At 69.3% G+C, this 14,189-nt stretch carries 17 protein-coding genes; 8 read left to right on the top strand and 9 right to left on the bottom strand.

The window, feature by feature from the left end; translation table 11 throughout:
* The first annotated feature begins 38 nt into the window (after positions 1-38).
* Positions 39-935 carry an SMP-30/gluconolactonase/LRE family protein gene (locus AC3EO4_RS49835; protein WP_431903065.1) on the top strand — a complete coding sequence of 299 codons (897 nt, stop codon included), beginning with the start codon at positions 39-41 and terminating at the stop codon, positions 933-935.
* Here AC3EO4_RS49835 and AC3EO4_RS49830 read toward each other — a convergent pair.
* On the bottom strand, positions 913-1,587 hold the full coding sequence (locus AC3EO4_RS49830; RefSeq protein ID WP_379572870.1) for an ABC transporter permease: 675 nt from the start codon (positions 1,585-1,587) through the stop codon (positions 913-915). The two genes, AC3EO4_RS49835 and AC3EO4_RS49830, sit on opposite strands and share 23 nt — an antisense overlap.
* Entirely contained in the window at positions 1,584-2,489 is a 906-nt protein-coding gene (locus AC3EO4_RS49825) for an ABC transporter ATP-binding protein (RefSeq protein WP_431903063.1), read from the bottom strand. The genes AC3EO4_RS49830 and AC3EO4_RS49825 overlap by 4 nt, the downstream gene beginning before the upstream one ends.
* 109 nt (positions 2,490-2,598) lie before the next feature.
* Between AC3EO4_RS49825 and AC3EO4_RS49820 the strand changes: the two genes are divergently transcribed.
* The 3 genes from AC3EO4_RS49820 to dnaN all read left to right on the top strand — a co-directional run bounded on the left by AC3EO4_RS49820 (position 2,599) and on the right by dnaN (position 5,937).
* Entirely contained in the window at positions 2,599-4,008 is a 1,410-nt protein-coding gene (locus tag AC3EO4_RS49820) for a sensor histidine kinase (RefSeq protein WP_379572872.1), read from the top strand.
* The gene (locus AC3EO4_RS49815; RefSeq protein ID WP_431903061.1) at positions 4,002-4,661 is read left to right on the top strand and encodes a response regulator; all 660 of its coding nucleotides are present in this window, start codon (positions 4,002-4,004) and stop codon (positions 4,659-4,661) included. Before AC3EO4_RS49820 ends, AC3EO4_RS49815 begins: the two co-directional genes overlap by 7 nt.
* A gap of 178 nt (positions 4,662-4,839) precedes the next feature.
* Positions 4,840-5,937 carry a DNA polymerase III subunit beta gene (dnaN, locus tag AC3EO4_RS49810; protein ID WP_431903059.1) on the top strand — a complete coding sequence of 366 codons (1,098 nt, stop codon included), beginning with the start codon at positions 4,840-4,842 and terminating at the stop codon, positions 5,935-5,937.
* 16 nt (positions 5,938-5,953) lie between these two features.
* Here dnaN and AC3EO4_RS49805 read toward each other — a convergent pair whose 3' ends face one another.
* Entirely contained in the window at positions 5,954-6,616 is a 663-nt protein-coding gene (locus AC3EO4_RS49805) for a response regulator (RefSeq protein ID WP_431903058.1), read from the bottom strand.
* Positions 6,613-7,740, bottom strand: a complete 1,128-nt coding sequence (locus AC3EO4_RS49800) for a sensor histidine kinase (RefSeq protein WP_379572876.1) — start codon at positions 7,738-7,740, stop codon at positions 6,613-6,615. The genes AC3EO4_RS49805 and AC3EO4_RS49800 overlap by 4 nt, the downstream gene beginning before the upstream one ends.
* A gap of 218 nt (positions 7,741-7,958) precedes the next feature.
* Between AC3EO4_RS49800 and AC3EO4_RS49795 the strand changes: the two genes are divergently transcribed.
* Entirely contained in the window at positions 7,959-8,372 is a 414-nt protein-coding gene (locus AC3EO4_RS49795; protein WP_431903056.1) for a DUF6223 family protein, read from the top strand.
* Between the two features lie 131 nt (positions 8,373-8,503).
* Here the strand turns inward: AC3EO4_RS49795 and AC3EO4_RS49790 are convergent, their stop codons facing one another.
* The 5 genes from AC3EO4_RS49790 to upp all read right to left on the bottom strand — a co-directional run bounded on the left by AC3EO4_RS49790 (position 8,504) and on the right by upp (position 12,501).
* The gene (locus tag AC3EO4_RS49790; RefSeq protein WP_379572878.1) at positions 8,504-9,187 is read right to left on the bottom strand and encodes a FadR/GntR family transcriptional regulator; all 684 of its coding nucleotides are present in this window, start codon (positions 9,185-9,187) and stop codon (positions 8,504-8,506) included.
* Positions 9,188-9,291: 104 nt separating this feature from the next.
* Positions 9,292-10,626, bottom strand: coding sequence for a helix-turn-helix domain-containing protein (locus AC3EO4_RS49785; RefSeq protein ID WP_379572879.1), 1,335 nt, complete (start codon positions 10,624-10,626; stop codon positions 9,292-9,294).
* Positions 10,627-10,722: 96 nt separating this feature from the next.
* Positions 10,723-11,253 (bottom strand): PH domain-containing protein, encoded by a 531-nt coding sequence (locus tag AC3EO4_RS49780; protein ID WP_192778731.1) that lies wholly within the window; start codon positions 11,251-11,253, stop codon positions 10,723-10,725.
* A 273-nt stretch (positions 11,254-11,526) separates the two neighbouring features.
* The gene (locus AC3EO4_RS49775; protein ID WP_379572881.1) at positions 11,527-11,742 is read right to left on the bottom strand and encodes a hypothetical protein; all 216 of its coding nucleotides are present in this window, start codon (positions 11,740-11,742) and stop codon (positions 11,527-11,529) included.
* Positions 11,743-11,862: 120 nt separating this feature from the next.
* The gene (upp, locus tag AC3EO4_RS49770; RefSeq protein ID WP_379572882.1) at positions 11,863-12,501 is read right to left on the bottom strand and encodes a uracil phosphoribosyltransferase; all 639 of its coding nucleotides are present in this window, start codon (positions 12,499-12,501) and stop codon (positions 11,863-11,865) included.
* Positions 12,502-12,654: 153 nt separating this feature from the next.
* On the opposite strand from upp, the gene AC3EO4_RS49765 reads away from it, so the two are divergent.
* From AC3EO4_RS49765 to tadA, 3 genes are read left to right on the top strand one after another with little or no spacing between them, the layout of a single operon-like run.
* Positions 12,655-13,164, top strand: a complete 510-nt coding sequence (locus AC3EO4_RS49765; RefSeq protein ID WP_358132932.1) for a tRNA adenosine deaminase-associated protein — start codon at positions 12,655-12,657, stop codon at positions 13,162-13,164.
* Between the two features lie 17 nt (positions 13,165-13,181).
* On the top strand, positions 13,182-13,661 hold the full coding sequence (locus tag AC3EO4_RS49760; protein WP_379572883.1) for a tRNA adenosine deaminase-associated protein: 480 nt from the start codon (positions 13,182-13,184) through the stop codon (positions 13,659-13,661).
* Between the two features lie 17 nt (positions 13,662-13,678).
* A complete protein-coding gene (gene tadA / locus AC3EO4_RS49755; protein WP_379572884.1) occupies positions 13,679-14,116 on the top strand; it encodes a tRNA adenosine(34) deaminase TadA in 438 nt (145 codons plus the stop codon).
* Positions 14,117-14,189 lie beyond the last annotated feature (73 nt).

Here is a 14,189-nt window from a genome sequence, read left to right as displayed (position 1 = left end):
GCTCAAGACTAAAGGGACAGGCGTCTACCATCTGGACAGTGAACACGATTCAGGCTGAGTTCGAGGTTTTCGACGAGCGGTTCGCCGGCGTCGGCGGCGACGAGCGGATAGAGGTCCTCCATACGGGTACGCGGTGGGCGGAGGGCCCCTGCTACTTCCCCGCAGGCCGCTATCTCGTCTGGAGCGACATCCCCAACGACAGGATGCTGCGGTGGGACGAGCAGTCGGGCCACGTCGGCCCCTTCCGCCTGCCCTCCGGCTACGTCAACGGCAACACCCGTGACGCCGGCGGCCGGCTCCTGTCCTGCGAGCAGGGCAACCGCAGGGTCACCCGCACCGAGCACGACGGTTCGATCACCGTCATCGCCGACCGGTGGGAGGGCAAGCGGCTCAACAGCCCGAACGACGTGGTGGAGAAGTCGGACGGGTCGATCTGGTTCACCGACCCGCCGTACGGCATCACCAGCGACTACGAGGGTCATCGGGCCGAGCAGGAGATCGACGGCTGCCACGTCTACCGTGTCGACCCCGGCAGCGGCGAGGTGACCCGCGTGGCCGACGGGTTCGAGCGGCCGAACGGGCTGGCGTTCAACGCCGACGAGAGCCTGCTGTACGTCGTCGACACCAGGCGCAGGCACCTGCGCGTCTTCGACGTCCACGGCGACGGCACGCTGTCGAGCGGCAAGGTGCTGGCCGAGGGCACCTCCGACGGCATCAGGCTGGACGACGCGGGCAGGATCTGGGCGGCCGGAGACGGCGGCGTGCTCTGCTTCGACCCGGACGGCACGCTGATCGGCAGGCTGGCGATCCCCGAGAAGGTCTCCAACCTGACCTTCGGAGGGCTGAAGCGCAACTGGCTGTTCATCACCGCCTCCACCTCGCTCTACGCGCTGATGACCAACGTGCGGGGCCTCATTCCCAGCGGAACAGCCTGACGGCGAGCGTCCCGAACACCACCAGCCCCGCCGCCAGGACGAGCAGGTGGGGCAGGTGGGGCGCCTGTCCCGCCCACGTGGCGGCCAACGCCCTGGCGAACGGCCCGGCCACCGAGTAGTCGCCGACCACTCGCGCGACCTCGGGCAGGTACTCGCGCGGCACCCACAGGCCCGCCACGAACATCAGAGGGAACATCACCGCCGACCCGATGATCGGCGCGATCTTCCCGTTGGGCGCCAGGGCCGCGATCACCAGGCCCATCGCCATCAGCGCCGCCCCGCCGAGCAGGAACACCAGCACGAAGCCCGCAGGGTTCCGTGGCAGGCCGGGCCCGGCCACGATCAGCAGCGTGGTGGACACCACGGCGACCACCAGGTTGATCAGCAGCTGGACGGCCAGCATCCGCAGGGGCGAGACGGGCGTCGTCGACATCCTGCGCAGCACGCCCTGCTCCCTGTAGGTGGCCAGCACGGCGGGCAGCACGCTGAACGACAGCGTCAGCATCGACAGCATGACCATCATCGCGGGGAACGCGGGACCCGCGACCCCGCCGAGGAACAGCAGCAGCAACAGCGGCAGCGCGATCGTGAACAGCAACGACCAGCCGTCCCGCAGGTGCAGCTTCGTCTCGACGAGCAGGATCTTGCTCACGTGAGGCTCCTTCCCGTGAGTGCGAGGAAGACGTCCTCGAGCGTGGCCTGCTCGATGCGCAGGTCGGTGGGGATGATGTGCTTCTCGGCCAGCGCCAGCGTGACCGCGGGCGCCAGGTCGCCCGAGCCCGTGACGGTGACCTGCTCGCCGTTCCTCAGCACCTCCACGACCTCGGGTACGGCGAGCAGCAGCCCGTCGTCCACCGGAGCCGACGGCCTGAACCTGACGCGCTGCGCGGCCTCGACCTGGCCGATGAGCGCGCTCGGTGAGTCGAGCGCGGCGACCCGTCCGGCGGAGATGAGCGCGACCCTGTCGCACAGCCGCTCCGCCTCCTCCATGAAGTGGGTGACCAGCACGATCGTGACGCCGTCGGCCCTGACCTGCTCGATCAGGTTCCAGGTGTCCCTGCGGGCCTGCGGGTCGAGTCCTGTGGTCAGCTCGTCGAGCACGGCCACCCTCGGCCTGCCGACCAGGGCGAGGGCGACGGAGAGCCGCTGCCGCTGGCCGCCGGAGAGCTTGGCGAAGGTCGTGTTCCGCTTGTCGGACAGGCCCACCGTGTCGAGCAGCGCCCGCCAGTCGGCCGGGTCGGGGTAGAAGGAGGCGAAGAGGTCGAGCGCCTCCCACACCTTGATCTTCTCGGGCAGGGCGGCGCTCTGCAGCTGGGCGCCGAGCAGGCGGCGGACCGCGTCACGCTCGTGCACGGGGTCGTGCCCGCCCACCCTGATCGTGCCGCTGGAGGGTACGCGCAGGCCGGCGACGCATTCGACGGTGGTGGTCTTGCCCGCGCCGTTGGGGCCGAGCACGCCGAAGATCTCACCCTCGTCGACGGCGAACGACACGTCGTCCACCGCCACGTGCTCTCGGTAGCGTTTGTGGAGGTTCGTGACCTCGATGACCTTCATGGCCACAACGCTAGAAATCCGGGGATCAGCCGGTAAGACGGCTGGACGCACGGTAAGGGTGTGGCTAGGTGCAATGTGCATCTCGCTGGATTCGCGCACACTGGAAGGCATGCTGCGCAGAAACCTGGGGTTGCTCGCGCTGGTGGTCGTCGAGGTGCCACTGGTGCTGTTGTCGCTTCTCATGATGCTCGGCGCCTTCGCCCTGGGGCTCGTCCCGTTCTTTCCGCCCACGGTGATGATGGTCAGGCGCGTGACGCAGCTCACCAGGCGGATGACGGGCATCGACGTGCCGTACCACCCCGAGCCGCCGCCGCCCGTGCCGCAGGCCGACGGCTGGTACCGCTCGGACCGCACGCTCTACAAGACGCCGCGGGTGCCGAGGTGGAACGACCGGTGGAAGTGGGTGTTCGGCGACCCCGCCACGTGGCGGGACTTCCTGTGGCTGCTCATCGACCCGCTGGTGAAGATGGTGCTCGCCGTACCGCTGCTGGTGGTCCCCGCGGCGGCGCAGCGGGTCTACGGGCAGTGGGCGGTGCTGTTGCTCGCGCCGACGGCCAAGAGCAGGCTGGTGGGCCAGGTGCGGCGGCTGTCGGAGTCCCGCTCGACGACGGTCGACTCGCAGGCCGCCGAGATGCGCAGGATCGAGCGCGACCTGCACGACGGAGCCCAGGCCAGGCTCGTCGCGCTCGGCATGACGCTCGGCGCGGTCGAGGAGCTGGTCAGGACCGACCCCACGGCGGCCGTGGCGTTGCTGGCCAAGGCGCGCGACGCCTCCGCTGAGGCGCTGGCCGAGCTGCGCGGGGTGGTGCGCGGCATCCACCCGCCCGTCCTGGCGGAACGCGGGCTCGGCGACGCGGTGAAGGCGCTGGCCCTGGACAGTCCCCTGCGGGTGGACGTGCAGGTGGACCTTCCCGTACGGCTCGAGACCCCGGTCGAGACCGCCCTGTACTTCGCGATCAGCGAGCTGCTGTCGAACGCGGCCAGGCACTCCGACGCCGAACGCGTCACCGTCGAGATCGCCCACTCCGAACGCGACGTGACCGTCATGGTGTGGGACGACGGTGGCGGCGGCGCCGACCCCTCGCGCGGCAGCGGCCTGAACGGCATCGAACGCCGCCTGGCGGCCTTCGACGGCGTGCTCGCGCTGTCCAGCCCGCTCGGCGGTCCCACCACCGTGGCGATGTCGGTGCCGCTGGCCCTTCCCGAGGAGTACGGCAGGCCGAAGACGCGGATGCCGAAATGGCAGACCGCGATCGTGGTGGTCTGCTGGAGCCTGGCCTGGTGCCCGCTGTTCCCCCAGGGCATCGTCACCGCCATCTTCAAGATCTTCGACATCGACGTGCGGTCGTGGTTCCTGGCGCTGTATCTGGACGAGCCGTGGCAGTGGCCGGTGATCGTCGGCATGATCGCGCTGGGCTCGCTCATGTACGGCCTGGCCCTCTACCTGCCGATGCGCCACAACAGAGAACGCTGGATGGCCGAGGCCTCCCCGCGCCGCCCCTGGTTCGGCACATGCTGAACCGCGTGCTGGTCGCCGAGGACCTCTATCTGCTCAGGGACGGCCTGGTCCACCTGCTCCAGGCTCACGGCTTCACGGTCGTCGCGGCCGTCGACGACGGCCCCTCGCTGCAGCGGGCGCTGGTCGAGCTGCGGCCCGACGTCTCCGTGGTCGACGTACGGCTGCCGCCCACCTTCACCGACGAAGGCCTGCAGGCGGCGCTCGAGGCCCGCAAGCGGATCCCCGGTCTGCCCGTCCTGGTGCTGTCTCAGCACGTGGAGCAGCTCTACGCGAGAGAGCTGCTGGCCGACGGGTCGGGCGGCATCGGCTACCTGCTGAAGGACAGGGTGTTCAACGCCGAGCAGTTCGTCGACGCCGTGCGCAGGGTCGCCGAGGGCGGCACCGCGATGGACCCCGAAGTGATCGCCAAACTGCTGGCGAGCACGGCCAGGCACGAGCCGCTCGCCAGGCTCACCCCGCGCGAGCGGGAGGTGCTGGGGGCGATGGCCGAAGGCAGGTCGAACGCGGCCATCGCCCAGCGGCTCTACCTGAGCGAGAGCGCCGTGGGCAAACACACGGCGTCCATCTTCGCCAAACTCGACCTGGCCCCCTCCGATGACGACAACAGGAGGGTGCTGGCCGTCCTGGCCTACCTCAACGCGGCCAGGCGCTAGCCGCGTGCGCGGAGGCGCTCGCGGTGTGGTGTCTTCGTCTGCCGGCTCCGTCCTCACCGGCCGTCGTCGCGCGGGGTGTCCCGCGTTCGAGCTGCGGCGGGATCATCTGGGGCGGTCAGGTTTGTCAGTGCCACCGGCTAACGTTTGGGGAGAAACCGGCGACGAAGGGATGGCTCAGGTGAAGTTCCGGGTTAACCGCGATGTGCTGGCTGACGCGGTGGCGTGGGCGGCCCGAGTCCTCCCCACCCGCCCCTCCGCCCCCGTGCTGTCCGGTCTTCTGCTCGAAGCGGGCGACGAGCTGAGCCTGTCCGCCTTCGACTACGACGTCTCCGCGCAGGCCCGCATCGAGGCCGAGATCGACGAGCCTGGCCAGGTGCTGATCCCCGGCAGGCTGCTCGCCGAGATCAGCCGCAGCCTGCCGCACGAGCCGGTCCAGATCGTCACCGACGGCGCGGAGGCCGTGCTGACCTGTGGCAGCGCCGAGTTCGGGCTGGTGACCATGCCGGTCGAGGACTTCCCCACACTGCCCCAGATGCCCCCTGCCATCGGCGCGGTCGGCGGAGGCGTGTTCGCCGCCGCGGTCGGCCAGGTGGCGCCCGCGGCCAGCCGCGACGACACGCTGCCCATGCTGACCGGCATCCGGGTCGACATCGCCGGCGACACCGTGGCCATGGCGGCCACCGACCGCTACCGCATCGGCGCCCGCGACTTCACCTGGCGTCCCGTCGAGCCCGACGTCAACATCTCGGCCATGGTCCCGGCCAGGGTGCTGGTCGAGGTGGCCAAGTCGTTGCGCGGCGGCGAGGTGTCGATCGCGATGGGCGACGGGGTGGCGGGCTTCGAAAGCGTCGGCCGCAGCACCACCGTGCGTCTGCTCGACGAACAGTTCATCGACTACCGCACCCGCCTGACGGCCGACTGGCCGCTGCGGGCCGACGTGCGCGTGGTCCCGTTCGTGGAGGCGATCAAGCGGGTGGCGCTCGTCGCCGAACGCAACACCCGCGTCAAGCTGACGTTCACGCAGGGGCAGGTGCTCATCCAGGCGGGCGGCGGCGACGTCGGGCGCGGGGCCGAGGTGGTCGAGTGCGACCTGCGAGGCGAGGACATCCAGATCGCCTTCCAGTCGCAGTTCCTGCTCGACGGGCTGACGGGGATCGAGACGGAGCTGGCGCGCATCAACATGGAGTCGCCGACCAGGCCCGCGATGATCACCGATGTTCCCGGTGACGCCGACCCGGCCTTCCGCTACCTCGTCATGTCCCTGCGACTGGCCTGACCGCCCGCCGCGCGGGTCAGGAGCCGCGCGGGGCTACCAGGCCGGATTCGTAGGCGAGGACGACGAGCTGAGCGCGGTCGCGGGCGTGGAGCTTGGCCATGGCTCGGTTGATGTGGGTTTTCGCGGTCAGCGGGCTGATCACCATGCGGTCCGCGATCTGGTCGTTGGACAGGCCCTGCGCGACCAGGACGACGGCCTCGCACTCGCGGTTGGTCAGTTCTTTCAGCCTCGCGTCGGTTCCGGCGTTGAGCGGCTGGGTGACGTACCTGTCGATGAGTTTGCGGGTGATCGACGGGGCGAGCAGCGCGTCGCCGCGCGCGGCGACGCGTACGGCGTGAAGGAGGTCTTCGGGCAGGATGTCCTTGACGAGGAATCCGGCCGCGCCGGCGCGCAGCGCGTTGAAGACGTATTCGTCGAAGCCGTAGTTGGTCAGGATGACGACGTGCACCCCGGCCAGGGCCGGATCAGCGGCGATGCGCCGGGTCGCCTCGATGCCGTCGACGACCGGCATCCGGATGTCGATGAGAGCGACGTCGGGCAGATGTTCCTTGGCCAGGGCCAGGCCCTCCAGCCCGTCGCCGGCCTCGGCCACCACCTCGATGTCGTCTTCGAGGTCGAGAAGCGCGCGGAATCCGCTGCGCAGGAGCGGCTGGTCGTCGACCAGCAGGACACGGATCACGACGTCTGGTCTACAGGGAGTTCGGCCTGGACGGTGAAGCCCCCCTCGCCGCGCGGCTCCGCGCGCAGGCGACCGCCGAGGGCGATGACGCGTTCACGCATCCCGAGCAGCCCGACGCCGGGCACCGGGGCGTTGTCCGGCGTGGCCTTGCCGTCGTCATCGATGCGTACCGCGAGGGCGTCAGGACGGCAGTCGATCCGGACCGACGCGGTAGCGGCGGCGGCATGCCGGGAGATGTTGGTGAGCGACTCCTGAACGATCCGGTAGACGGTCCGGCTCACCGCGGCCGGTACGTCGTGCCGTTGCCCTTCGATCGTCAACGTCGCGTCCAAGCCGATGGTTCGGGCCCGTTCCACCAGTTCCGGGACGTGCTCGAGCCCACGCGGCGGGGTCGTGTCGTCGTCGCGCAGCGCCTGCAGGGTCGCGCGCAGCTCCCGGGTCGCCTCACGTCCGGCCTCCTGGATCGCCAGCAGGGCCTCCGGTACCTGTTCGCCACGCCTGCGTGCCACGTGGACGGCGACTTCGGCCTGCACCTTGATGATCGAGATCTGGTGGGTGAGCGAGTCGTGCAGCTCCCGCGCGATGTGCAGCCGCTCCTCGTCGGCGCGGCGCCGCGCGGTCTCCTCCCGGGTGCGCTCGGCTTCGTCCGCCCGCCGCTCGGCCTGCCGCAGTGCTTCACCGGCGGCGCCGGCTGCGATCAGCCAGGCCAGCTCGAGGGCGCCTCGGGCCTGCGCGAGCGCCTCGCTCACGTCGTGCAGGCCCGAGACGAAGGCCGCGACGGGGAGAGCGGCCAGCAGGGTCACGCTCGCCGCCACCGTGAGGGTGCGGTGTCCGGCCCGTACGGCGGTGTAGACAGCGAACAGGTACGCGACGGCAGGCACGTCGAAACCGGCCGCCTGGTAACCCACCGCGCACAGTCCGGTCACGGCCAGGACGGGAATCGGAGCGCGGCGGCGCGCGGCCAGCACCAGGCCGCCGGCCGCCAGCAGCGCGTAACCGAAGAGGTCGAGGTTCGTGGCGGAGCTCTGCCCGGACAGCCCGGTGACCAGCAGCGTCGCCGTCACGCAGACGGCGATCGCCCAGTCTCTGACACCGTCCCGGACACCTGACCGACCTGTACTCATGCGCGCACCTTAGCCCGATGTCCGCGCGGCCGACTCCTGCGCGCGGACGATCGGCCGGCTACCGCACCCGCGGTACTTTCGCGGCTCCTGCGGCGTCCGCGGTACCCGGCTGCGGCATGGGCGGCAACGCGAATTGCCCACGTCCGCTGGACGACCGGCGGTGGGTCCTGCGGACATGCTCAGACGACGCCCCACCGTAGGAGGAGAAGGAGCACCTCATGCCAGTCCGATTCGCGCTTGCCGCCGCCCTGCTCGGAGTTTTCGGGCCTGACACACCGGCGGCCGCGCACGTCTTGGTCCAGCCGGATCCCGTCAGTTCCTACGCCTTGACCACCGGGCGAGCCTGGTCCTTGGTGGCCATACTGCTGGGGCTGATCGGCGTGGTCATCGGCGGGCTGGCCCTGGCCCGCTCCACCGGTCGCATCGGCACCGGCACCGGGAGAAGGGGGGCCATCGTGGCCCTGGTGGCGGGGCCGGCGGGCGCGGTCATCGGCGGGCTGGTCGTGGCCGCCGCCAAGGGTGGTCCAGGAACCGGCTACGGCATCGTCGGGGGCTTCGTGGCCCTGGCGGTGGGGCTGATCGCGATGGTCCTCGGCGGGCTGGTTCTGACCCGTTCCCGCCGCGCCGGCTGACCGGCTGATCGGACGGCCACCGAGTGACCCCGGTGGCCGTGGTGCGGCTTGCCGTACGGATCGGTCGGGGGCGGCTCCCAACCCCCCTCGACGGCGGCCGGAGGTTCGTCCAGGCCGCGTCCCGGACCGGGTCAGACGTCGGTGAGGGCGATGAGGATGTGTTCCATGCACGCGTGGCCCGCGCGCTCGGCTGCCGCCGCGTCGCCGGCCGCGATGGCGCGGGCGATGGCGTCGTGCGGGATGTAGCTGCTGTTGAGCGCGTCCATCGATGTGCCCGCGGCCGTGATGCTCGCTCGCAGCGCCGCCGAGAAGTCCTCGTACAGGTCGATCAGCACCAGGTTGTGGGTGGCGTGGACGACGGCCATGTGAAAGGACAGGTCGGCCTCGACGAACCCTTCGGGGTCGCCGGCTTCCCACGCCCTGTCGCGGTCGGCCAGGCGCGCCTCGATGAGCTTGATGTCGTCGTCGTTGCGCCTGGTGGCCGCCAGGCGGGCCGATTCGACTTCGAGCGCGCGCCTGACCTCGAGGATCTCGAGCTGCTCGGCCTGCCTCAGCCTGCGCAGCATCGCTCCTGACAGTTCGCTCGTCGCCCTGACGTAGGTGCCGTCGCCTTGCCTGCATTCGAGCAGCCCGGCGTGGGTGAGCGCGCGCACGGCCTCACGCACCGTGTTGCGGCCCACCCCGAGCTGCTCTGCGAGCACGGTCTCCGTCGGGATCTTGCCGTTCATCTGCCACGACCCTGAGGTGATCTGCTCTTTGAGCTGGTCGATCACCTGGTCGACGAGCGAGGCCCGCTGCGCCGTACGCAGACTCACAGTCCGCCTCCTCCGGGGAAACCAATCATCCTATGAGTCAATGACTGGTCGACCCTAATTATTCCAGACGTGAAAACACAAATCTGGAGCTCCCGGAGTTCTTTTCAGCGGGAAAGTGGCGCGTCGACCCGCACTCCTGCCATGGCGGAGCGAACTCCGGCGGCTTCGAGGGCTCTACGATACGCCGCGGTCTGTTCCTCCCTGAGTCCGGCCCTGCCGTACAGGTCACCCAGCTCGCGCCAGCACCTGGCCGCCCTCCGGTCGATGCCGTACGGCGGCGCGTGGAGCGCATCCAGGAGCAGCCTCGCCGAGCGGAGGTGCTCGGTCGGGTCGCCGCCACCCGCGAGGGCGGCGTCGGCCAGCAGCAGATGGGCCACCGCTGGGACCGTTCCCGGAACGTTACGAAGCAGGCCGAGCGCGCTGGCGCCCAACTCGCTCGCGCCGGTGACGTCACCGGTGCCGAGCTTGACCCGGCCGTGCACGATCATGCTCTCGGCATGGTCGGCGACGGTGTCGGCGAAGGCGGACAGGATCCTGCTCGCGCTCGTGGCGAACTCCTCCGCCTCCACGGCCGAGGCGAGCCCGAGCCGGGCCCACGCCATGGACACCTGCCCGAGCCGCACCGCCAGGCGAGCGGAACGACCTGCGGCGATGGCGTCGTCGGCCAGCCGTACGGCCAGCGCGGAGTCCTCGCCGGCCGCGGCCACGATGCTCGCCTTCCACAGCGCGTGGATCTCAGCGGAACGGTCCACAACCTCAGGCGTCCCTGTCGTGACGAGCACCTGGCGCACGTAGGTGAGCTCAGGAGAAGGCTCGGAGCGCGTCTCCACGAGCGCCGCGGCCAGCTCCACCGCCAGTTCGCCCTGGGTGACGGCGAGCCGCGAGGCCTGCTCGAACGCCGTGGTGCCCAGGTCACGGGCCCTCAGGCGGTCACCGGCGAGGTGGTAGCAGCGCGCGAGCGCGACGGTCAGCGGCAGGTCGGCAAGGCGTTCGGGATGAGCGGCTGCCTCCCTACGCAGCCGCTCATAAGCCTCGACAGCCGGTCCGATCCTGCCTTGCGCCTCGAGCGCGCGCGCTCTGCCGAGCCTGGCGTGCGCGGCGAGCATCGCGTTCTCCTCGCCGGCTGCCTTGACGATCTCGGTGAAGCGCTCGGCGGCCACGTTCGGGTCACCGTGCCGCAGCTCGAGCTCGGCGTGACGAAGGCCGAGCTCCGTGTCGATGCGCTGTCGAGGTTCGATCCCGTGCAGGAGGAACTCGGTGGTGCATCCCAGTCGCTCGGCCAGGAGTCTGGCCACTACTGGAGTCGGCGTTCGCTTGCCCGACTCGATGAGTGAGACATAACTGTCCGACAGGTCGGGCCCGGCCAGCTGGGCCTGAGACATCCGCCTGTTTAGCCGCAGTCCTCGGACGCGGTCACCGATGGTTCCCTGACTCGGCATCTCATCTCTCAGGGCGGGGAAGGGTCAATGTGTCGCAATGATTGCATGAAGCGACCGAATCGGGTATCCCCACCCGAGAAATCTCTTCACAGAGGGTTAATCGTCCCCTTCGTCCTTGCTCGGGAATAGCATCTGGCAGACCTCGAGATAAAGGGTCTCCGGATACGGGATGTACTCGACGGTGGACAGGGCCTGGTCCTGACCTGCCGACTCGAGGATGAACTCCCCATAACCGAGCATGCGTCCGAGCAAGGAGCGCTGGAAGCTCATGTCGGTGACCTTCTGTAGTGGCATCATCGCGACTTTGCGCGTGATGAGGCCCGTGGTGAGCAGCATCCGTTTCGAGGTCACCACGAAGTAGTCGACCGACCACTCCGCGACTTTCCATACGAAACGGATGAGCAACAGGAGCCACAGCCACCACACGACGACCAAGGCCGTGCCGCCGCCCTGGTCGCCGAAGAACTTGCTGAGCAGTCCAGCGATGATCAGGCCGCCGAAGACCTCGGCGACCGGACGGAGCAGCACGGCCGGGTGACGCCGCACCATGATGACCTGGTGTTCGTGGGGGAGTAGGTAGCGGTTGACCGACGACGGAGCAGAGTCCCCGTGGGTCACAAGTCTCATGCGAGGCTGTTGAAGAATTGAGCTAGCGAGTCGGCCGCGTTGAACACTGTGTCGAACGCCCCCCGCACCGCGTCCGCTGCGTCGGCTGGTCGCGCGAAGAGGTAGTACGCAACGAATGCGATACCACCATAGGTGAGGACCTTTTTGACCTGCACTGTCGCCTCCACTACCACGTTCCCACTACACCCGCCGTATACATTACCCAGCCGGGTGGCTGGGTAAAGCGCAACAGACCACGACAAGTCTTACGCGTCGCGGGATTATCGATCTTGACTAGCCCCGCTCGCTCGCCACGAGCGCCAGGACGTGAAGGTGCTTGCGAGCGATCCGCTCGACCAGGCCCGGGTGGGCATAGCCGGTGACCTCGAGTGCGCCGTAGTGTGCCGCCTCGACGCAGCGCGTGACCGTGCTCGCGGAGTGGACCCCCGCGAACTCGTCGCGGAGGGCTGATTCGACCTCCGCGTAGGGACTCGTGGTTGGCTCGCTCATGGTGCTCCCCGACGTGCGCCTCTCGGAAGGAGGCGCTTAAGAGATGCCTTCATTACTCTTCGTACCCACACAACCACAGTATGTAACGAAGAGGGGAGCGTTGAAGCGGGAAAGAGTGGATCAGACCACGCCGTAGAGGCGGTCGCCCGCGTCGCCGAGACCTGGAACGATGTAGCCGTGCTCGTTCAGCCGCTCGTCGAGCGCGGCGGTCACGACCCTGATCGGCCGGCCCGAGTCGGCGAAGACCTTGTCCATGTAGGCCAGGCCCTCCGGGGCGGCCAGCAGGCACAGCGCGGTCACGTCCTCCGCGCCCCTGTCGAACAGGAACTGGATCGCCGCCGCCAGCGTGCCGCCCGTGGCCAGCATCGGGTCCACCACGTAGCACTGGCGGCCCGACAGGTCGTCGGGCAGGCGGGTGGCGTACGTCTCGGCCTGCAGGGTCGACTCGTTGCGGATCATGCCGAGGAAGCCGACCTCCGCGGTGGGCAGCAGCCTCGTCATGCCGTCGAGCATGCCGAGCCCCGCCCTGAGGATGGGCACGACCAGCGGGTACGGCTTGGCCAGCCGTACCCCGTTGGCGGCCGCCACGGGGGTCTGGACGGTCACGTCCGTGACCCGGACGTCGCGCGTGGCCTCGTAGGCCAGGAGAGTCACCAGCTCGTCCGCGAGCCGCCGGAAGGTGGGCGAGTCGGTACGGACGTCTCGCAGCGTCGTGAGCTTGTGCGCGACGAGGGGGTGATCGACGACGAGGGTCTCCATAACGGACAACGCTATCTTGTGTGGAAGGTACCGGCACGTCGCGTACTTGGATTTGATCACAATTTGGTCGGACGGCCCTACGCTCGGTGGACGGTTCTGAAACCATTGAGGCTCGTAGAGGTTGTGCTGGCAGGTCGGGTGGGGAGCACGACGATGACAGACGAAGATGCGCTCGACTTCGCCATCGTGGTCTATCGCGAGGACGAGTGCTGGGATGCCGAGCTGCTTCCTGTCGCGCTGACCTCCGATCTCCACGGGCTGATCCACGCGCTGAAGCAGCAGCCGAGCGAGAGCGGCACCATCGGTCTCGTGGCCGTGGCCGACGAGTTCTTCGTGGCGTTGCGGGTGCTGCGTGACAGGGTCGACGTCTTCCTGTCCGACATCGCGGCCTCGTGGGACTACCCGCTGGCGCAGCAGGTCCTCGAATACCTCGACGTCCCCGTCCCGGACGAGGACGAGCTCGACGAGATCCTCCAGGACGAGGACACCGTGCTGCCCGCCGGCGATCTGTCGATCTTCGTGGACCTCGGGTTGGACGAGATGGAGCTGGGCATCCTCTCCGGTGACATCGACCTTCACCCCGAGGACGTGCTGTCCAGCATCGCCGCGCGGCTCGGCTTCTCCGAACCGTTCGAGCGGGCCATCGACTCGGTCTTCGGCTGAATCTCGGGAGCAATGGCATGCCCTCCAGCGCCATCTTCTCGGCCGCGTTCGTCAGGACACCCGAAGGGTGGAGCGGAGCCGAGATCGATCTGAGCGACGCGGAGATCGTGGATGATCTCGGCGACGCCGTACAGGAGACACTGGGGCTGAGCGGTGACGAGCTGGCGCTGCTGTGCGTCGAGGTCGAGGACGAGTGGTTCGCCATCGCCCGCTACAGGGGCGACGAGGAGCCGCGGGTGTTCCTGTCCGACGCGCAGGCCGGCCTGTCCGACACGCTGGGCGAGCTGTTCGCCGAGTTCGCCGGCGTCGCGCCCGACAAGGACAGCGCCGATCTCGGTGTGCGGCCCGCGGGCGACTTCGAGCTGCTGAGCGACTTCGGGGTGACCAAGGAGGAGCTGCTCGAGCTGAGCATGGAGGAGGGCGTGCTGCCCGCCGACATCCTCTCCGTCATCGCCGAGCGGCTGGCCTTCGCCGACGAGCTCGACAGGTTGCGGTGAGCCCTTGGGAAGGGGCCATGCGGCTGGCGCTCGCCGAGGCGTCGGCGGCCGCGGCCAGGGGTGAGGTCCCGGTCGGGGCCGTGGTCCTGGCTCCTTCCGGCGAGGTGCTTTCGCGGGCGGGCAACGACCGGGAGGCGGGTGCCGACCCGACCGCGCACGCCGAGGTGCTGGCGCTGCGCGCCGCCGCCGCCTCGCTGGGCACGTGGCGGCTCGGCGGGTGCACGCTCGTGGTCACGCTGGAGCCCTGCACGATGTGCGCGGGCGCGGCGGTGCTGGCCAGAGTGGAAAGGATCGTCTACGGCGCGGTCGACGCCAAGGGCGGGGCCGTCGGGTCGCTGTGGGACGTGGTGCGCGATCGCCGCCTCAACCACCGGCCCGAAGTGATCATGGGAGTGCTGGAGGACGAATGTTCGTCGGCGCTTAAGGAGTTCTTCGGCACTCGGCGGATCCGGTAAGCTCGTGCGCGGTGGTGTCGCCTAGTGGCCGAGGGCGCACGCCTCGAAAGCGTGTGATGGGGCAACTCATCCG

This window comes from Nonomuraea sp. bgisy101 (genome assembly GCF_057708945.1).
This window is presented reverse-complemented; position numbering and strand designations above follow the sequence as displayed.